The sequence below is a fragment of the Segnochrobactrum spirostomi genome (assembly GCF_009600605.1).
In the GTDB taxonomy this organism is placed as follows: Bacteria; Pseudomonadota; Alphaproteobacteria; order Rhizobiales; family Segnochrobactraceae; genus Segnochrobactrum; species Segnochrobactrum spirostomi.
On sequence record NZ_VWNA01000001.1, the window covers coordinates 556,766 to 574,256 of the forward strand.

Sequence of the window (17,491 nt, forward strand, 5' to 3'; positions counted from 1 at the left end):
ATGATGACCATGTGACCGCGTGACATTGACATACGACGGACGCTATGGAAGAAAACGCAAAACCGCAAGAATGAATGAAGCAGCGCCGCTCACGGCGCGCTTCGCGAGGAACGCAAGGGAGGCATCATGGCGCCGAGCGATCGGGGATCGAACGAGTCCGTCTTCACCCTGGAGGCGACCCAGCTCAAATTCGGCAACGGGGCGGTGGAGGAGCTCGGCTGGGAGCTCAACCGCCTCGGCCTCTCCAAGGTTCTCGTCGTCGCCGATCCGCGGCTCCGCGAATTCGGCATCACCGAGCGGGTGACCGACATCATCGCCCACGCCGGTGTCGCCGCGGTCGTGTTCGACGACATCCAGGTCGAGCCGACGCTGGACTCCCTGTCGCGCGCCGCGGATTTCGCCAAGAGCCACGACGTCGACGGCTTCGTCGCCCTCGGCGGCGGCTCGACCATCGACACCGCCAAGGTCGCGAACCTCGTCCGCACCCACGGCGGCGACATCATCGATTATGTCAACGCGCCGATCGGCGGCGGCCGCAAGCCGCCCTCTCCGCTGCGCCCCCTGATCGCCATCCCCACCACCTCGGGCTCCGGCTCGGAGGCGACGACGGTCGCCGTGCTCGACGTGCCGCAATTCGGCACGAAGACCGGCATCTCGCACCGCTATATGCGGCCGACGCTGGCGATCGTCGATCCGGAGCTCGCGCGTTCGACCCCGGGCGGCGTCACCGCCTCGTGCGGGCTCGACGTGGTCTGCCACGCCATCGAATCCTACATCTCGAAGCCGTTCGACGCCCGTCCGCGCCCGGCCTCGCCGGACGACCGCCCGCCCTATCAGGGCAGCAATCCGGTCGCCGACATCTGGTCGTTGAAGGCGATCGAGTTCGGCGGCCTCTATCTCCGCCGGGCGGTGCGGGACGGCGACGATCTCGAAGCGCGCGGTACCATGATGCTCGGGGCGACGATGGCCGGCATCGGCTTCGGCACTGCCGGCGTTCACGTCCCGCACGCCTGCGCCTATCCGCTGGCGAGCCTCAAGCACACCTACACGGCGCCCGGCTACGAACGGCACAAAGCCTTCGTGCCCCACGGCTTTTCGGTCATCGTCACGTCGCCGGCGGCGTTCCGCTATTCCTATGACGCCGCGCCCGAGAAGCACATCCGCGCGGCAGAACTGCTGACCGGCAAGCCGGTCGAGAATCCCGGCCCCAAGTCCCTTCCGGCCGCCCTGGTCTCCCTGATGAAGGACACCGGCGCGCCGTCCGGCCTCGTGGAACTCGGCTACGGCGAAGCGGACATCCCGGCCCTCGTCGCCGGGGCCATGAAGCAGCAGCGCCTGCTCGTCGGCGCGCCGAAGCCGATCGACGCATCCGGGATCGAGGCGATCATGCGCCAGTCCCTCGCCAACTGGTGAGCCGCACCAACGGCAACGCCAAGAAACGATCGCCCGAGATCACAAGACAAAATCAAAACGGCCAAGACGATTCTGGGAGGAATCTGCGATGAGCGATATCGAGCTCCATATGTTCCAGAGCGGGACGCTCCGCTGCAAAGTCCACAACATCAAGATGAACCAGGGTCTCAACGAGGATTATGAGATCCCCGTGCCCTGGTATCTGATCAAGCACCCGAAGGGCATCGTCGTCATCGACGGCGGCAATGCGGTCGAGTGCGCCACCGACCCGCGCGGCCATTGGGGCGGCATCTGCGACGTCTATTGGCCGGTGATGAAGGAGAGCGACGGCTGCGTGGCCCAGCTCGCCAAGATGGGCATCGGCGCCGATCAGGTCACTCATGTGGTCCAGTCGCACCTGCACCTCGACCACACCGGCGCGATCGGCCGCTTCCCGAACGCGGTCCACATCGTGCAGCGGCGTGAGTACGAATACGGCTTCACGCCGGATTGGTACGCGGCCGGCGGCTACATCCGGAAGGACTTCGACCGCCCGGGCCTGAAGTGGGAGTTCCTCGAGGGCGAGGCCACCGACGGCTACGACCTGTTCGACGACGGCACGCTGAAGATGATCTTCACGCCCGGCCACGCGCCGGGGCATCAGTCGTTCCTCATCACCCTGCCGAAGACGGGGCCGATCCTGCTCACGGTCGACGCCGCCTACACCCTCGACCATTGGAACGAGAAGGCCCTGCCGGGCTTCCTCGCCTCGACGGTCGATACGGTGCGTTCGGTGCAGAAGCTGCGGACGCTCGCCGCCAAGACCGGCGCGAAGGTCGTCACCGGCCACGATCCCGAGGCATGGCCGGCGTTCAAGCAATCGCCCGGCTTCTACGACTGAGCCCTCACGGCCGGCGTTCGAGGAAAGCGAGGACGCCGGCCTTATAGACCTTGTCGCCGACCGCGAGCATGTGATCGCGGTCGGGGATCTCCAGGGCCTCGCCGTGCGGCAGCAGCCGGGCGAGCTCTTCGGCCGAGCCGGCGATGACGTCCCGCGTGCCGACTGCGACGAGCGCCGGCGCGGTGATGCGGCCGACCTCCTCCGGCGACAGCGATTGTCGGCTCGCGCGCATGCAGGCGGCGAGCGCCCGGAGATCCGCGCCGGTCTGCTCGGCGAACTTGCGGAACATCATGCCGGTGCGGTGCGTCACCGCGTCGATCGACGGCGCCTCCAGCGCCTCGACGATCGGCTCCCACGGCCCGACGCCGTCGACGAGGCCGGACCCGAGCCCGCCGAAGATGACGCTGCGCACCCGCTCGGGCGCGGCGAGCGCCAGAAAGGCGCTGATGCGGGCGCCCATCGAATAGCCCATCACGTCGGCCCGCTCGAAGCCGAGATGCTCGATCAACCGCCGCGCATCGCCCGCCATCAAAGGCGAGCGGTAGAGCGCCGGATCGTGCGGCTTCTCGCTCTCGCCGTGGCCGCGATTGTCGATCGCGATGACGCGCCGGCCGGCCTTGGTCAGGGTGTCGATCCAGCCGGTGTGGCGCCAATTGACGTTCCGGTTCGAGGCGAAGCCGTGGATCAACAGGATCGGCTCACCCTCCCCATCGTCGGAATAGCTGAGCGTCAGACCGTCGGACGTGAACGTCGGCATGGAGCGGAAAACCTCTGCGATGGTGGCGGCGCGTCAGGCGTGCCGGCGCCGCGCGGGCGCGTCGTGCTCGTCGTCGGCGTCCGGCGATTCCTGCACCGTCTCCTGGACGGTGCCTTCGAGCGCGGCCGTGGAGGCGGCCGGCGCATGACGGCTCGCCCGGCCGCGACGCTTCGGGACATAGCTCGCCCCGGCGTTGGCGGGAAGGCTCGCGAACGAGAGGACCGAGCTCGCCGACAGAATCCCGATGATGGCGAAGGCGATGGCGAAGGCGCCCGGCGCGGCGTGGCCTGCCTCCTCGAAGCCGATACGCGTCAGCACATGCACGATGAGCGAGCCGACGGCGACGCCGGTCGCCAGCGACAATTGCTGGATCATGCTCGCGAAGCTCGTCGCCTGGCTCATCTGCGGCGGCGGCACGTCGGCATAGGTCAGCGTCTGCATGGTGGTGAACAGGACGGAGCGCGTCACGCCGGTCGCGACGAGGACGGCCACGGTCGCGAGCGGCACGAGATCCGGCCGCGTCAGGCCGAGCGGCACGATCGACAGGCCGGTGATGAAGGAGAAGCGCACCAGCGTCTTGCGGAAGCCCCAGGTGCGGATGATGTGCGGCACCGCCGGCTTCGAGCCCATCGCCCCGAGCGCGGCGGACACCGCGATGATGCCGGCCTCGAGCGGCGAGAAGCCATAGGCGATCTGCAACATCAGCGGCGCCAGCACGGCGAGCGAACCGATGCCGACGCGCGAGAGGAAGCCGCCGAGCACCGTCTTGCGGAAGGTCGGGATGGCGATCAGCGCGAGATCGAGCACCGGATGCTCGGTGCGGCGGGCATGGCGGAGATAGAGGCCGAGAAAGAGGGCGCCGCCAGCGACGAGGGCGACCGAGCCATAGGCCGGCAGGAAGCCGCGGCCGGCGGTCTCGAGCCCGAACATCGCCATCGAGAAGCCGACCGCCGTCAGCATGAAGCCGAGGGAATCGAAGCGATCGGCCGTCGATCCCTCGTCACGGGGAATGAGAAGCGCGCCGAGCACGAGGCCGACGACGCCGAGCGGCACGTTGATGAGGAAGATCCACCGCCACGTGAAATGGGTGACGATGAAACCGCCGAGCGGCGGGCCGATCAGCGGTCCGACGAGCGCCGGCATGGCGACGAGTGCCATCGCATCGACCATGCGCTCCTTCGGCACCGTGCGCACCAGCACGAGGCGGCCGACCGGCGTCATCATCGAGCCGCCGAGCCCCTGGAGCGCCCGGGCGGCGACAAATTCCGGCAGCGTGTGCGACAGGGCGCAGGCGACGGAGCCGACCAGGAAGACCAGAATCGCCACCTGGAACACCCGCCGCGCACCGAACCGGTCGGCGACCCAGCCCGAGATCGGAATGAAGATCGCGAGGCTCAGCATGTAGGTCGTGACTGCGACCGAGAGCGTCAGCGGCGCGACGCCGAAATCCCGCGCGATCGCCGGCAGCGCGGTGGAGATGACCGTGGAATCGATCATCTCCATGCCGATGGTGCAGGCGACGAGAAAGGGAACGATGCGGGCGCGATCGACCATCGGGTTCGGCTGGAAGTGATCGCCGACGGGCGCGCGACGATCGAAGCGGGACGGAGCCCGATAAGGAACGGGGATGTGGCAGACTTGTGCCCGCCCTTTCGAAAAGGCAAGACGATCGTCTCGTTGTGAAGAGCGCCGGCCGACCGGCGACGCCCCGCCCACGGACGCCCTTATGCCCGACAGCACCCCGGATGCGATCGCCGCCGCCCTCGCCCATTGGCCGTCGGACGCGGCCCGGCGCCTCGCCGAAACCATCCGCCGCCATGCCGGAACGGGCGCCTACGCGGTGTTCGACATGGACAACACGCTCTATCGCAACGACATCGAGGAGGCGCTGTTGCCCTTCCTCGAAGCGCGCGAAATCGTGACCCGGGAGACGATGGATCCCTCGCTCGCCGTGGTGCCGTTCGCCGACGAGGACGGCCGGCGCGAGAGCCTCGTCGGCTATTATTACCGGCTGTGCGAGATCGACGACAAAGTCGGCTATCCCTGGCTCGCTCAGATCTTCGCCGGGTTGAAGGTCGGCGATCTCGCCGGCCACGTCGCCGCGCTCTTGGGAAGCGACGAGCCGCTCGTCGCCACCCGGTTCGCGGGCGGGCGCTGGATCGAGGAGGAGATCCACCGTCCGGCGATCTTCCCGGCGATGGTCGAGCTCGTCGCCGCGCTCCGCGCCCACGACATCGCCGTCTACATCGTCTCCGCCGCCCACGAGGAGCTCGCCCGCGTCATCGGCTGCGATCCCGTCTACGGGTTCGGGCTGCCGGCGGAGAACGTCATCGGCGTCTCGACGCTCCTCAAGGACCGCGCCGCCGGCACCGTCACCACCGCGCGCAAGCTGATGGCGGAGGGGCTTTATCATCCGGACGCCGTCCGCGACCTCGAACTCACCGCGACGCTGTGGACACCGACGACCTGGATGTCGGGCAAGGTCGCCGCGGTGCGGGAATATATCGACCTCTGGCGCAAGGCCGTCGTGGTCGCTGGCGATTCCCCGGCGAGCGACGGCTACATGCTCCTGCAGAACGTCGATATCGAGCAGGGTGGCCAGCGCATCTGGGTCGATCGCAGCCCCGTGCACCGCAGCGCCCTCGAGCGCCAGTGGATCGCACCCGCGGCCGCTCGCCAGGCGGCCCTCGGCGAACCCGTCACCGCCGACCGCAACTGGATCTTCGTCACCCCGGACGCGCTGTTCGTCCGCGCCGCCGCGTGATGTGCCCTCCCCCTTGACGGCCCCGCGTCCGCGCGGGAATGACGTCTTTCAATCGCAAGCGGGCGCCGCTATCGTCCGCCCCATTCGTTCGAGCCTCCCTCGACCGCGCAACCGCTGCAAATAACGGATCGCCGCCATGTCCGACCACGTCGTCCCTCACTTCCACAACGACGCCGGGATCGACTCCATCCGGATCGGAACGCGCCGCTTCATGTGCGTCGGCGCCAAGCCGCCGTTCGACCACCCGCACGTCTTCCTCGACATGGGCGACGAGGACGAGAAGATCTGCCCCTATTGCTCGACGCTCTATCGCTTCGATCCGAGCCTCGACGCCCATCAGGCCGTGCCGGCCGATTGCGTCTGGGAACCGGCGCACGCCTGATTTCGCTCGGGAGCCCCGCGGGGGGCGCCGGCTCCGGAGTCCGCCCGCTTCACTCTGCATGGGACGGGCTCTCGTTTTCTCTGTTTCGTTTGTCCTTCTGGAAAACCGGTCTCCGCTTTTCCCGGACGAACTCTAGGGGGGCAGCATGGCGCGCCCGATCGTCATCGCGGGCGGCGGGATCGGCGGCCTGACAGCCGCCCTCGCGCTCGCGCGCCGCGGCATCCGCACGACCCTGATCGAGGATTCACCGGTGCTGAGCGAAGTCGGCGCCGGCATTCAGGTGACGCCGAACGCCTACGCCGTGCTCGATTCGCTCGGGCTCGGCAGCGTCCTGGCCGCCTATGCGACGGTTCCCGAAGCGGTGCGCCTGGTCGCGGCGGAGACGGGGCGGACGCTTGCGACCGTTCCCCTCGGCGCCACGGTGCGCGAGCGGTTCGGCTTTCCCTATTTCGTCGTCCACCGCGCCGACCTGATCTCCGTGCTCGCGAGCGCCGCCGAGGCGGAGACGAAGATCGAGCTTCGGCTCGGTAACCCGCTCATCGACGCGCACATCAAGGACGGCGGCGTCTTCGTCGAGACGCTGCACGCGCCGATCGAGGCCGCGGCCCTGATCGGGGCGGACGGTATCTGGTCGAAGGTGCGCACCCGCGTTCTGCGCGGCGCCCACGCCGAATATTCCGGGCGCATCGCGTTCCGAGCCACGATCCCGCTCGAACACGCGGCGGACTGGATGCGGCGCGAGACCGGCGCGTGGCTCGGCTCGAATGCGCACTTGGTGCATTATCCGATCGCAGGCGGGCGCCTCCTCAACCTCATCGCCGTAGCCCAGACCGAACGCTCGGCCGAGGACAGCATCGCCCCGACGCCGGGCGAAGAGGTGATCCGCCGGTTCGCGGATTTCGCCGATCCCGCCGCTTCGCTGATCCGCGCCGCGGACGTGTGGACCGGCTGGCCCCTTGCGACCGTGCCGGCGACGGCGTGGACGGAAGGCCCCGTGGCGCTCCTCGGCGACGCGGCGCACGCGATGGTCCCGTTCATGGCCCAAGGCGCGGCGATGGCGATCGAGGACGCCGCGGTGCTCGCCGCCAAGATGGCGACGATCCCCGACGCACCGGCGGCGTTCGCGGCCTATGCGGCGGAGCGGCGCCACCGCGTCCGCGCGGTCGCCCGTGCATCGCGCTCGACGGGCCAGATCTATCATCTGACCGGGCTGTCGAAGATCGCCCGCGACACCGTGCTCGCCGCGACGCCGCCGGGCCGATTGCTGGCGCGGCTCGATTGGATCTATGGGTGGCGGCCGCCGGCTTGAGATGACGCGCCGGCTAAGCTAGAGCAGGGATAAAGTCGGGCCGCGGCACGCGTGCCGTTTCCCCGTGCCTACAAGCCTTTGAATCCCGAGCTTTTCCGCTCGCAGAACAAACGCCTCCCCGGGAGGACGGTTTTCGACCGCCCGCCAGGAGAGCGCAATCGGAGGACCGCCGCATGAGCGTGAGGGCGCCAGAATGAGCGCAGCGAACGACCCGCGCGGCGAGGATGCCGTGACCGCCGCCGTCCTCGTCATCGGCGACGAGATCCTGTCGGGGCGCACCAAGGACAAGAATATCGGCTTTATCGCCGATTATCTGACCGCCCTCGGCATCGACCTCATGGAAGTCCGCGTCGTGCCGGACATCGAGGACCGCATCGTCGCGGCGCTGAACGCGCTCCGGGCGGACTACACCTATGTCTTCACCACCGGCGGCATCGGCCCGACCCACGACGACATCACGGCGGACGCGGTCGCCAAGGCGTTCGCCGTGCCGATCGGCGTCGATCCGCGCGCCGTCGCCATGATGCGGGAACGCTACAGCGACGCCGATCTGACGCCGGCGCGCCTGCGCATGGCCCGCATTCCGGCCGGTGCCGAGCTCATCGCCAACCCGGTCTCGAAGGCGCCCGGCTTCCGCATCGGCAACGTCCACGTGATGGCGGGCGTGCCATCCATCATGCAGGCGATGATGGACAGCCTCGCGCCGACGCTGAAGACCGGCCGCCGCATGCTGTCCGAGACCATCGAGGCCGGCGTCGGCGAAGGCGCCATCGCCGAGGCCTTCGCCGCCATCGCCGCGGCCAACCCGGACACCATCCTCGGGTCCTATCCCTTCCACGACGGCACCCGGTTCTCGACGCGGCTCGTCGTGCGCGCCCGCGACCCCGAGCGGCTCGCGGCCGTCGCCGCCGAGGTGACGGCGATGGTCGCGGCGCTTCCTTCCAAACCCTGATCGATCTTCCTTCCGGAGACCCCGATGACCCATCCCGGTCCAGACAAGGCCTTTCCCGTTTCCTGGGACCAGTTCCACCGCGACGCCCGCGCCCTCGCCTGGCGGCTCGCCGGCCAAGGCACGTGGGAAGCCATCGTCTGCATCACCCGCGGCGGCCTCGTACCGGCGGCGATCGTCGCCCGCGAGCTCGGCATCCGCGTCATCGAGACGGTCTGCATCGCCTCGTACGATTACAAGGACCAGGGCACGCTCGCGGTCCTGAAGGAGATCAACCCCGATCTCATCAGCAAGGCGAACGGCGACGGCGCCGGTGTTCTCGTCATCGACGACCTCGTCGATACCGGCCGCACCGCCCGCGAAGTGCGCTCGATGCTGCCGAAGTGCCACCTCGCGACGGTCTACGCCAAGCCGATGGGGCGTCCTCTTGTCGATACCTTCATCACCGAGGTCTCCCAGGACACCTGGATCTATTTCCCCTGGGACATGGGGCTGACCTTCCAGCCGCCGATCGGCCGCGGCGTCTCCGGCTGACGCTCCCCCCGGCGGCTCAATGACCGGCCCTGGGCGCCGACGGCGCCCGGGTGACGAGGCCGATGCCGACCGCGATCGGGACGATGCCGATCAGGTCGGCCGCGGCCACCGGCTCGCCGAGCAGGAGCCAGCCGAACAGAAGCCCGAGCGGCGGCATCAGGAAGTGCAGCGACGAGGCTCCCGTCGCGCTCACCCGCCGCAGCAGATAGAACCACAACCAATAGGCCGCGATCGAGGCGCCGACGACGAGCGCGGCGAACGACAGGCCGAGCGCCGGCGTGAAGCGGATCGCCGAGACGTCCTCGATCGCGAGGCCGACCGGCAGGGTGGCGAAGCCGGCCGAGAGCGATTGAACCGCGTTGATCGCCCACAGGCTGCCGCGCGGGTCGAGCCGCTTGAACAGCACCGTGCCGACAGCGATCGAGACGAGGCCGCCGACCACGAGCAGCGTGCCCACGGGGTCCTCCCCACCGCCGCCGAGCCGCGAGCGCACCACCATCGCCACCCCGACCATGCCGAGGAGGAGGCCGCCGAGCTTCGCCCAGGTCAGCCGCTCGCCGAGAAGGGGAGCGGCGAGGACGGCGGTGAGAAGCGGCGCGGCGCTGACGACGACGGCCGTATAGCCCGACGACAGCGTCGCCATTCCGCACCAGGTCAGCCCGAGATAGAGCGCGTTGTTGACGAGCCCGAGGCCCGCGAGCACGGCGAAATCCCGCGTCCGCATGCCCTTGAAGCCGCCGGTCATGAAGGCGAGGCCGAGCATCATCGCCCCGGCGAGGATGAAGCGCGTACCGAGCAGGATCAGAGGCGGGCAATCGGCGATGCCGACCTTGGCGACCGCGAACGCCGCGCTCCACAGGAGGCAGAACAGCACCACCAGCGGCCACACCGCGGCGCGCGTCGCCGGCGCCGTGGGCGCGCGCCCGACGGGGCCGACCGGCTTCGAGGCGGACATCGCGGCGGCGCCCGCCGCAGCGTGCGGAAGCGTCTTGCAGGACGGGGCGGACGAGAGGGACATCGCAAGATCCTCCGAGGGGGGCCTGTCCCGGGTGTAGGCTTCGCCGCGTTCATTTGGAAATTGAATGTTCTCGTGCTATAAATCGAAAATCAGAATGATAGACGCGAAGGACGGCCGGCGATGCTCGACCTCGATCTCCTCAAGAGCTTCGTGTCGGTGGTCGATGCCGGCGGCTTCACCCGCGCCGGCGAGCGGGTCCACCGCACCCAATCGACCATCAGCCAGCAGATCCGCAAGCTCGAGGAGACGGTCGGCAAGACCTTGATGCTCCGCGACGCGCGCCGGGTCGAGCTGACCGAAGAGGGCCGCAAGCTCGCCTTCTATGCCCGCCGGCTGCTCGCCTTGGAGGCCGAGGCCCGCGAGGCGGTCGCCACCCCGCGCACCGAGGTGGTGCGGCTCGGCATTCCCGAAGACCTCGCGATCGGCGCACTGACGGAATCCGTCTCGGCCTTCGCCCGGTCGCAGCCCCATTGCCGGCTCGAGGTGCGCTGCGGCCTCTCGGTCGAGCTCGCGGCCGGCGCCGAGCGGGGCGAGTTCGACGTCGTCCTGACCAAGCGGGAGCCGGTCGGCGCGCCGGCCTTGGCGGTGTGGCCGGAACGGCTCGTCTGGATCACCAGCGCCCGCTATCCCCTCCAAAGAACGGGCGTGCTGCCCCTCGTCGTGTTCCCCCAAGGCTGCGTCTACCGCGCGCGGATGATCCACGCTTTGGATGCGGCCGGCCGCGATTGGCGGATCGCCTACGAGAGCCCGAACCTCCTCGGCATCCAGGCCGCGATCTCCGGCGGGCTCGGCGTCGCGCTCCTCGAGCAGCGGACGCTGGCGCCCGGTCTGCGCATCCTCGGACCGGAAGACGGCATGCCCGACGTCGCGCCGGCCGAGCTCGCCCTCAATCTCGCCCCGGGTGCCCCACCCCTCGCCCGCGACCTCGCCGACATCCTCGCCGCCTTCTGCTCGGAGGCGGTGCGGGAAGCGGCCTGATTCCGGCCGCCCGCGACGGCGGCCGGCGTCATCATTGAGCCGCACGCGGCGCGTAGGCGGACATGCGAGGATCGTTCGCGCGGGAGGCCTGCCATGGGTCGGTTCGAGAGCAATGTCGCCCACTATGTCCGCAATCGCCCGCGCTATCCGACCGCCTTCTACACGGCGATCGCCGAGCGCCTCGGGCTCGACGGCACGGGCCGCCTCCTCGATCTCGGCTGCGGCCCCGGCTTCATCGCGATCGGGCTCGCGCCGCATGTCGGCGAGGCGATCGGCCTCGATCCGGAACCGGCCATGCTCGCCGCCGCCCGCGACGAGGCCGCGCGCGCCGGGGTGGCGCTGCGCCTGATCGAGGCCCGCGCGGAGGATGTGGGGCCCGATCTCGCCCCGGTTCGGCTGGCGACCTTCGGCCGCTCGTTCCATTGGATGGACCCAGCCGCCACCCTCGCCGCGATGAAGCGGGTGATCGAACCGAACGGCCACCTCGCCTTCATCCGCGACCGCATCACCGACGCCCCGGAGAACAACTGGCACGGCCCCTGGGAGCGCGCGCGCAAGGCGTTCGAGTCGCCCGACGATACAGGCGCCGTGCGCCGTCTCAGCCGGCTCGCCGATCGGATCGGGCCGGCCCTCGAGGGATCGCCGTTCCGCGTCGAGGGCGAGGTGTCCGTCCTGTCGACGCGGACGACCAATGTGGACGCCCTCGTCGAGCGCGCCCTGTCGATGTCGACCACCTCCCCGGCGAAGCTCGGCGCCCGCATCGACGCCTTCGAGGCGGCGATCCGCGTCGCCCTCGCGCCCTTCGCGGGAGCCGACGGACGGCTCACCGAGATCGCCTCCTCCGACGCGTTGATCGCCGTTCCGCGCTGAACATGTCGGCGCGGCGGCGTGCCGCTGTACAGGCGCGCGCCGACCCTTTATCGCTCCCCTTCGTCCCGCCCAGGGATGAGAAGGCGCCCCGCAGAGGGATCAAGGAGCCACACGACATGACGATCGAACGGATTGAGACCGGCCCCCGCATGAGCCAGGCCGTGGTTCATGGCGACACCGTCTATCTCGCGGGCCAGGTCGCCCACGAAGACGTGGCGGGCGAAAGCGTGACCGAGCAGACACGCTCCGTGCTGGCGCAGATCGAAGCGCTGCTCGCCGCCGCCGGCACCGACAAGTCGAAGCTCCTCTCGGCCACGATCTACCTGACCGACATCGCGACGTTCTCGGAGATGAACGCGGTGTGGGAAGCCTGGGTGGTGCCCGGCGCGACCCCGGCCCGCGCCACCGTCGAGGCCCGCCTCGCGGCCCCGCAATATCACGTCGAGATCGTCGTCGTCGCCGCGCGCTGACGCGCGACCAAAGCTTGCGCGGTCCGGTCACGGCCGGGCCGCGCGGCCCCTATCGGCGGCGACACGCGCCGCCGCTCAAGGCATCCGGGAGTCGAGCCGGATCGTCTCGCCGTCGACGACGAAGGTACCGTAGCCGCGGTGATGCAGCGTCTTCGGATCCCCCTGGGTGGGATCGCGCCACGCCTTCACGACTTCCAAGACGAACAGATTGTAGCGGTTGACGAGCCGCGTATCCGCGACCCGGCATTCGAGGTTCGCGAAGCACTCGGCGACGAGCGGCGGCCCGACCGTCTCCGCCGGCAGAGCCGTCAGGCCGATCGCGGCGAACTTGTCGGTGTCCCGGCCGGAACAATTGCCGACCGCGACGACCTTCGGCGCGAGCTCGACGCTCGGAATGGCTATCACGCATTCCTTGGTGGTGCGCAGCGCGGTGAAAGAATGGCCGGCGCTGCTGACGACGCACGCGGCAAGCGGCGGGGTGAACTCCACCATCATGTGCCAGGACATGGTCATGACGTTCGCCACGCCCTTGTGGCGGGTGGTCAGGAGAACGACGGGGCCGGGTTCGAGGAGGCGGTAGACGTCGGACAGAGGGAGCGGGATCACCGCTCCCGCCTCCTCGCCTTTTCCGGCACCCGGCGCGACTCGGTGCGCCGCGCCAGCGTCAGCGCGCCCCCGAGACCCGCCGCGAAAGCGAGAAAGGCGATCATCGTCGTAGCCATCGTCACATCTCCGTCCTGCGGGGCCCCACGAAGGGCCCCGCGTCTTGGAACACGCTCTCCCCGTGCCCGCTAGAAAGCCAGCCTCGCCGGCTTCGATCCTTGTTCTCAGTCAAACGGTGGACGATGTGGGGGAGAAAAGACGCGCCTCTGCGCCGCACCGGCATGAACGATGCGCGGTCGGTGCAGACCGCTGAACGCCGAATCCGGCCCGCCCGAACGCCATGGGGACGTCATGTCAGACTTCAGCGCCGGTATCTTGATGTTCCGCCGGCAGAGCGGCGTGATCGAGGTGCTGCTCGCCCACCCCGGCGGGCCGTTCTGGCGCAGCAAGGATCGCGGCGCCTGGATGATCATCAAGGGCGGACCGGAGCCAGGCGAGACGGCGGAGGCGGCGGCGCGCCGGGAATGGCAGGAGGAGACGGGCCGGCCGGCGGAGGGGCCGCTCGCGCCGCTCGGCGAGATCCGTCAGCGCGGCGGCAAGCGCGTCGAAGCCTTCGCCCTCGAAGGCGCGTTCGACCCGGCCGGGCTGACGAGCAACACGTTCGAACTCGAATGGCCGCCCCGAAGCGGCCGGACGGCAACCTTCCCCGAGATCGACGCCGTGCGCTGGTTCCCGCTCGACGAAGCGGCCGAGATGATTCTCGTCAGCCAGCGCCCGCTCCTCGACCGCCTCGCCGAGTTGCTCGCGGAGGCTAGACCTCACACTCCGTCGCGGTGAATCTGGAACGGCGCGAACGACTGGCTGACCGGCATCATCTCGATCGCATTGATGTTCATGTGCGGCGGCAAGGTCGCGATCCAATAGATCGTCTCGGCGATGTCCGCGGGTTGCAGCGCATGCGCCCCGCCATAGAGCGCGTCGTAGGCCGCCTGGTTGCCGCCGGTGCGCACCAGGGTGAACTCGCTCTCGCACAGGCCGGGCTCGACCGACGTCACCCGCACGCCGGTGCCGTGGAGGTCGGAGCGCAGACCGAGGGAGAACTGGCGGACGAAGGCCTTGGTGCCGCCGTACGCGTTGCCGCCCGGATAGGGATAGGTCGCGGCGACCGAGCTCAGATTGATGATGGCGCCCTTGCGCTCGATCAGGGTCGGCAGCAGGCGGTGGGTGATGGTGACGAGCCCGGTCACGTTGGTCGCGATCATGGTGCGCCAATCGTCGAGCTTCGCCTTCTGCGCCGGCGCGGTGCCGAGCGCCAAGCCGGCATTGTTGACGAGGAGATCGATGCCGCGGAAGGCCTCCGGCAGGGCGTCGAGCGCCGCATCGATCGCAGCATCGTCGCGGATGTCGAACGCCGCGGGATGGACCCGGTCGGCGCCGAGCTCCTCGACGAGCGTCTGGAGGCGGTCGGCCCGGCGGCCGGTGACGATCACGCGCCAGCCCGCGGCCACGAAGCGCCGCGCCGTCGCGGCCCCGAAGCCGGAGGTGCCGCCGGTGACGAGAACCGTGGAGGTGGCTGCCGTTGCGCTCATCGATCACCCTCTCGGACAGGACGCGGACGGGCGCGATGTGACACCGCAGGACCGCCCGCGTCCAGCCCCTAGCGCGGCAGGCGCCGATCTTCGCCGGTCGCGCCCACGGCATTCAGGATCTGCGCGCGGATGGCGGCGAGCGCGGCCGACCGCTCCTGCGCGGCGACCCAGCCCGAGGCGACGAGGCCGTGCAGCGCGCCGAACAGAAAGGCCGCCGTGAAGGCCGGGGACACGGCCCGCCACGCCCCCGCCTCGTCTCCGGCCGCGAGGAGCCGGGCGAGATCGTCGATCAGCGGATTCTTCGACAGGCCCGCGCGAGAGGCCGGCGGCGCCTCGACGAAAACGAGGTCATGGAGCGCGAGCAAGTCGAGATAGGCCTCGACGAACGCGTCCGACCAGGCCTGAAGGCGGCCGGTCCAATCGTCGGCGGAGCGGTGGCCGACCGCGCCGGCGATCCTGCCGGACACTGTGCGGACGAAGCCGTCGCGCAGGGCATCGAGGACGTCGGCCTTGGAGGCGAAGTGCAGATAGAACGTGCCCTTGGCGATCCCCGCCGCCCGGGTGACGTCGTCGATCGTCGTCGCCGCGACGCCCTTCGCCAGAAACAGCCTTTCGGCGGCCCGGAGAAGATCGTCGCGCCGCTCGTCCGCGGGCTTCGTCCGCGGCTTTGCGGCGGGCTTGCCGGAAACGGAAGAGCTCATAGCGAGGCGGTTTCGCCGCGCCGGCCCGGCTCGGTTCGGTGGAGGAAGCCCGTGAACACATCGCGCATTGCCGTCTCCTCGATCGCGGGAAGGAGCCGCCCGACCTCGCCGCGATGATAGCCGCCGTGGGTGACGACATGGGCGAGCATCTCCTCCCGCGTCATCCGCCCCCGCGCCCCGTCGGTGAAGGTGAAGGGAATCTCGACGGCGAGGTCGTCCGGCGCGACGCGATCGATGAAGTCCACATACCAACGATCGGTCTCCCGCACGCCCGCCGCCAGCGCGGACAAGGGAGGCGGCTCGTCGCTCCAGCTCGCCGTGAAGGGATGACGCGTGCCGCCGAGATGGGCGGCGAAGATGCGGTCCACGATGTGGGCGTGGCTGAAAACGCGAAGCGCCGCGCGGAACGCGGCCGACCCGCCCTCCCCGGCCGCATCGACCCGTTCCAGCGCGGCGATGAGTTCGTCATCCGCCGTCGCCTTGTACCGGATCAGGGACGTCAGAAGCCGATGGGCCGTCATCTCCACCTCCGCATTCGCTCGTCTGCCTCGGAACGACCCAGTCGAAACCCGTCTCGGCGCGACCTGCTCGACCCGACCCCCGCCCTTGGCCGGGCAATCCCCGCGCGTCCTCGCCTCATGAGGATGAGGCATGATAGGTTTCTGACTGACGGTCAGTCAATGCCAGTGCGGGTGGAACGGTGTTTTTTGAGGGAGGAAGAGAGCACGGGGGAAAAGGCACTTTGGAGGGCGAGCGCTGGCGGGCAGGCCCTAGGGATGGGCACTGGAAGGCGCGAGATTGTGGGGGCGCTGGGGCGCACTGGGAGCGGACGTCGATGGTGCGTACGCTTGTGTCGGGACGCCGCGACGCTGGGAGGCTTGGAAGGCCGCCCCTGGGTTGCCGGCACAAGGCCGGCAATGACGGCGAAGGGAGTTGTGCTAGGGACGGAACGCCCCACAGGGACATCCGAGGGCGCGTAGGGACGCCCAGATGTTTGGAGGGTGAAGACGTCCCTCACCCTGCCTGCATCGTTCACTGCTGTGTGCGTCCTTCAGAGCCACCTCAACCGCGCCTTCAAGGCCCGCACCGGCGTCTCCCCGGGGGCGTTCCGAGCGGGCGGCGGGTTGCGCAGGGCGTCGTGGTGAGAACGGGAGCATCTCGCTCGCGGCTTTCACCCCACCCCGCCGCTGCGCGGCGACCCTCCCCCTCCAGGGGAGGGTGAAGGACGCCGCTATTTGGGTTGGCGCCGTTTTTCGCGGTATGCCAAGAGCTTACCGTATCGCACCCACCCTCCCCTGCCAGGGGGAGGGTCGACGGCCGAAGGCCGGCGGGGTGGGGTCCAGCGAGGCGCCAAACCACCCCCGTCACTTTCGTCCAAGACGGCGGCGGGTCGGATCGCCGATCGGGCGATGATCGTTCGCGTCAGGATCCGTGCCATGCCTTCGCCGGCACCGGCTTTCATCCTCAGCGCGCTTTCGCCCTGCCCTCCTTCGCCCCTGCCCGCTTCGTTCCCACGCAGAGGTCCGCCGCAAACACGGCCGCTCACACCGACAGCTTCTTGCGCACCTCGGTCTCGACCATCTCCTCGCGGGTGCCGGAGAGGACGACCGAGCCGCGTTCCATCACCACGAAACGGTCGCAGAGGTCGCGGGCGAATTCGAAATATTGCTCGACGAGGACGATCGCCATGGTGCCCTCCCGGCGCAGGAAGTCGATCGCGCGGCCGATGTCCTTGATGATGGAGGGCTGGATACCCTCGGTCGGCTCGTCGAGCACGAGGAGGCGCGGCCGGGTGACGAGGGCGCGGCCGATGGCGAGCTGCTGCTGCTGCCCGCCCGACAGGTCGCCGCCGCGCCGCCCCAGCATGTCCCTCAGGACCGGGAAGAGGTCGAAGATGGTGTCCGGGATGAAGCGCTCGCCGCGTTTCAGGGGCGCGAAGCCGGTCTCGAGATTTTCCTTCACCGTCAGCAGCGGGAAGATCTCGCGGCCCTGGGGCACGAAGCCGATGCCGCGCCGCGCCCGGTCGTAGGATTTGAGGCGGGTGATGTCGCGCTCTTCGAAGCGGATCGCCCCGCGCGAGACCGGCTCGCGCCCGACGATCGCCCGCATCAGCGAGGTCTTGCCGACGCCGTTGCGGCCGAGCACCGCCGTCACCTTGCCCGGCTCAGCGAGCACCGAGACGTCGCGCAGCGCCTGCGCCGCGCCGTAATGAAGATCGATGTGATCGACGACGAGCATGACGCTCCCCTTTAAGCTTCCCCCGCCCGGCCGACC

Annotated in this window: 19 protein-coding genes; 11 read left to right on the forward strand and 8 right to left on the reverse strand. The window is 69.5% G+C overall.

The genetic code is table 11. The features are described from left to right. Positions 1–126: 126 nt before the first annotated feature. Positions 127–1,413, forward strand: a complete 1,287-nt coding sequence (locus tag F0357_RS02560; RefSeq protein WP_153478401.1) for a hydroxyacid-oxoacid transhydrogenase — start codon at positions 127–129, stop codon at positions 1,411–1,413. 88 nt (positions 1,414–1,501) lie between these two features. Next, on the forward strand, positions 1,502–2,293 hold the full coding sequence (gene attM / locus F0357_RS02565) for an AttM family quorum-quenching N-acyl homoserine lactonase (protein WP_153478403.1): 792 nt from the start codon (positions 1,502–1,504) through the stop codon (positions 2,291–2,293). A 4-nt stretch (positions 2,294–2,297) separates the two neighbouring features. Here attM and F0357_RS02570 read toward each other — a convergent pair whose 3' ends face one another. Together F0357_RS02570 and F0357_RS02575 are read right to left on the reverse strand one after the other, a co-directional pair. Next, positions 2,298–3,050 carry an alpha/beta fold hydrolase gene (locus F0357_RS02570; RefSeq protein ID WP_153478405.1) on the reverse strand — a complete coding sequence of 251 codons (753 nt, stop codon included), beginning with the start codon at positions 3,048–3,050 and terminating at the stop codon, positions 2,298–2,300. A gap of 33 nt (positions 3,051–3,083) precedes the next feature. Then, a complete protein-coding gene (locus F0357_RS02575) occupies positions 3,084–4,604 on the reverse strand; it encodes an MFS transporter (RefSeq protein ID WP_208948183.1) in 1,521 nt (506 codons plus the stop codon). A 172-nt stretch (positions 4,605–4,776) separates the two neighbouring features. Here F0357_RS02575 and F0357_RS02580 point away from each other — a divergent pair, with 172 nt between their 5' ends. The 5 genes from F0357_RS02580 (at position 4,777) to gpt (ending at position 8,988) form a co-directional block, all read left to right on the forward strand. After that, positions 4,777–5,814, forward strand: a complete 1,038-nt coding sequence (locus F0357_RS02580) for an HAD family hydrolase (protein WP_153478409.1) — start codon at positions 4,777–4,779, stop codon at positions 5,812–5,814. Between the two features lie 136 nt (positions 5,815–5,950). Then, positions 5,951–6,196 carry a zinc-finger domain-containing protein gene (locus F0357_RS02585; protein WP_153478412.1) on the forward strand — a complete coding sequence of 82 codons (246 nt, stop codon included), beginning with the start codon at positions 5,951–5,953 and terminating at the stop codon, positions 6,194–6,196. 145 nt (positions 6,197–6,341) lie between these two features. Next, positions 6,342–7,505, forward strand: a complete 1,164-nt coding sequence (locus F0357_RS02590; RefSeq protein WP_153478415.1) for an FAD-dependent monooxygenase — start codon at positions 6,342–6,344, stop codon at positions 7,503–7,505. A gap of 193 nt (positions 7,506–7,698) precedes the next feature. Continuing rightward, positions 7,699–8,457, forward strand: coding sequence for a competence/damage-inducible protein A (locus F0357_RS02595; RefSeq protein WP_153478417.1), 759 nt, complete (start codon positions 7,699–7,701; stop codon positions 8,455–8,457). Positions 8,458–8,481: 24 nt separating this feature from the next. Further along, positions 8,482–8,988, forward strand: coding sequence for a xanthine phosphoribosyltransferase (gene gpt / locus F0357_RS02600; RefSeq protein WP_153478419.1), 507 nt, complete (start codon positions 8,482–8,484; stop codon positions 8,986–8,988). Positions 8,989–9,004: 16 nt separating this feature from the next. Here the strand turns inward: gpt and F0357_RS02605 are convergent, their stop codons facing one another. Beyond that, positions 9,005–10,006, reverse strand: a complete 1,002-nt coding sequence (locus F0357_RS02605) for a DMT family transporter (RefSeq protein ID WP_246161319.1) — start codon at positions 10,004–10,006, stop codon at positions 9,005–9,007. Between the two features lie 120 nt (positions 10,007–10,126). Here F0357_RS02605 and F0357_RS02610 point away from each other — a divergent pair, with 120 nt between their 5' ends. The 3 genes from F0357_RS02610 to F0357_RS02620 all read left to right on the forward strand — a co-directional run bounded on the left by F0357_RS02610 (position 10,127) and on the right by F0357_RS02620 (position 12,324). Next, a complete protein-coding gene (locus F0357_RS02610) occupies positions 10,127–10,984 on the forward strand; it encodes a LysR substrate-binding domain-containing protein (RefSeq protein WP_153478421.1) in 858 nt (285 codons plus the stop codon). Positions 10,985–11,077: 93 nt separating this feature from the next. After that, positions 11,078–11,854, forward strand: coding sequence for a class I SAM-dependent methyltransferase (locus tag F0357_RS02615; protein WP_153478423.1), 777 nt, complete (start codon positions 11,078–11,080; stop codon positions 11,852–11,854). A gap of 116 nt (positions 11,855–11,970) precedes the next feature. Continuing rightward, positions 11,971–12,324 carry a RidA family protein gene (locus tag F0357_RS02620; RefSeq protein WP_153478426.1) on the forward strand — a complete coding sequence of 118 codons (354 nt, stop codon included), beginning with the start codon at positions 11,971–11,973 and terminating at the stop codon, positions 12,322–12,324. A gap of 75 nt (positions 12,325–12,399) precedes the next feature. Here F0357_RS02620 and F0357_RS02625 read toward each other — a convergent pair whose 3' ends face one another. Continuing rightward, positions 12,400–12,930, reverse strand: a complete 531-nt coding sequence (locus tag F0357_RS02625; RefSeq protein WP_312861425.1) for a flavin reductase family protein — start codon at positions 12,928–12,930, stop codon at positions 12,400–12,402. A gap of 348 nt (positions 12,931–13,278) precedes the next feature. Here F0357_RS02625 and F0357_RS02630 point away from each other — a divergent pair, with 348 nt between their 5' ends. Further along, complete coding sequence (locus F0357_RS02630; protein ID WP_153478428.1) at positions 13,279–13,764, forward strand: NUDIX hydrolase; 486 nt, start codon at positions 13,279–13,281, stop codon at positions 13,762–13,764. On the opposite strand, the gene F0357_RS02635 is transcribed toward F0357_RS02630, so the two are convergent. From F0357_RS02635 to urtE, 4 genes are all read right to left on the reverse strand, one after another. Then, complete coding sequence (locus tag F0357_RS02635; RefSeq protein WP_153478430.1) at positions 13,746–14,516, reverse strand: SDR family NAD(P)-dependent oxidoreductase; 771 nt, start codon at positions 14,514–14,516, stop codon at positions 13,746–13,748. The genes F0357_RS02630 and F0357_RS02635 overlap by 19 nt on opposite strands. 68 nt (positions 14,517–14,584) lie before the next feature. Beyond that, a complete protein-coding gene (locus F0357_RS02640) occupies positions 14,585–15,217 on the reverse strand; it encodes a TetR/AcrR family transcriptional regulator (RefSeq protein ID WP_153478432.1) in 633 nt (210 codons plus the stop codon). Continuing rightward, positions 15,214–15,738 (reverse strand): DinB family protein, encoded by a 525-nt coding sequence (locus F0357_RS02645; protein ID WP_153478434.1) that lies wholly within the window; start codon positions 15,736–15,738, stop codon positions 15,214–15,216. The genes F0357_RS02640 and F0357_RS02645 overlap by 4 nt, the downstream gene beginning before the upstream one ends. A gap of 1,021 nt (positions 15,739–16,759) precedes the next feature. Beyond that, positions 16,760–17,455: an urea ABC transporter ATP-binding subunit UrtE gene (urtE, locus tag F0357_RS02650; RefSeq protein WP_153478438.1), complete on the reverse strand. Its 696-nt coding sequence runs from the start codon at positions 17,453–17,455 to the stop codon at positions 16,760–16,762. Positions 17,456–17,491: the final 36 nt, after the last annotated feature.

Coding starts and splice junctions, on each gene's coding strand:
- F0357_RS02585 (WP_153478412.1), top strand. CDS start 5,951: ATGTCCGACCACGTCGTCCCTCACTTCCACAACGACGCCGGGATCGAC.
- urtE (WP_153478438.1), bottom strand. CDS start 17,455: ATGCTCGTCGTCGATCACATCGATCTTCATTACGGCGCGGCGCAGGCG.
- attM (WP_153478403.1), top strand. CDS start 1,502: ATGAGCGATATCGAGCTCCATATGTTCCAGAGCGGGACGCTCCGCTGC.
- F0357_RS02640 (WP_153478432.1), bottom strand. CDS start 15,217: ATGAGCTCTTCCGTTTCCGGCAAGCCCGCCGCAAAGCCGCGGACGAAG.
- F0357_RS02615 (WP_153478423.1), top strand. CDS start 11,078: ATGGGTCGGTTCGAGAGCAATGTCGCCCACTATGTCCGCAATCGCCCG.
- gpt (WP_153478419.1), top strand. CDS start 8,482: ATGACCCATCCCGGTCCAGACAAGGCCTTTCCCGTTTCCTGGGACCAG.
- F0357_RS02595 (WP_153478417.1), top strand. CDS start 7,699: ATGAGCGCAGCGAACGACCCGCGCGGCGAGGATGCCGTGACCGCCGCC.
- F0357_RS02635 (WP_153478430.1), bottom strand. CDS start 14,516: ATGAGCGCAACGGCAGCCACCTCCACGGTTCTCGTCACCGGCGGCACC.
- F0357_RS02620 (WP_153478426.1), top strand. CDS start 11,971: ATGACGATCGAACGGATTGAGACCGGCCCCCGCATGAGCCAGGCCGTG.
- F0357_RS02580 (WP_153478409.1), top strand. CDS start 4,777: ATGCCCGACAGCACCCCGGATGCGATCGCCGCCGCCCTCGCCCATTGG.
- F0357_RS02610 (WP_153478421.1), top strand. CDS start 10,127: ATGCTCGACCTCGATCTCCTCAAGAGCTTCGTGTCGGTGGTCGATGCC.
- F0357_RS02630 (WP_153478428.1), top strand. CDS start 13,279: ATGTCAGACTTCAGCGCCGGTATCTTGATGTTCCGCCGGCAGAGCGGC.
- F0357_RS02605 (WP_246161319.1), bottom strand. CDS start 10,006: ATGTCCCTCTCGTCCGCCCCGTCCTGCAAGACGCTTCCGCACGCTGCG.
- F0357_RS02570 (WP_153478405.1), bottom strand. CDS start 3,050: ATGCCGACGTTCACGTCCGACGGTCTGACGCTCAGCTATTCCGACGAT.
- F0357_RS02560 (WP_153478401.1), top strand. CDS start 127: ATGGCGCCGAGCGATCGGGGATCGAACGAGTCCGTCTTCACCCTGGAG.
- F0357_RS02575 (WP_208948183.1), bottom strand. CDS start 4,604: ATGGTCGATCGCGCCCGCATCGTTCCCTTTCTCGTCGCCTGCACCATC.
- F0357_RS02590 (WP_153478415.1), top strand. CDS start 6,342: ATGGCGCGCCCGATCGTCATCGCGGGCGGCGGGATCGGCGGCCTGACA.
- F0357_RS02645 (WP_153478434.1), bottom strand. CDS start 15,738: ATGACGGCCCATCGGCTTCTGACGTCCCTGATCCGGTACAAGGCGACG.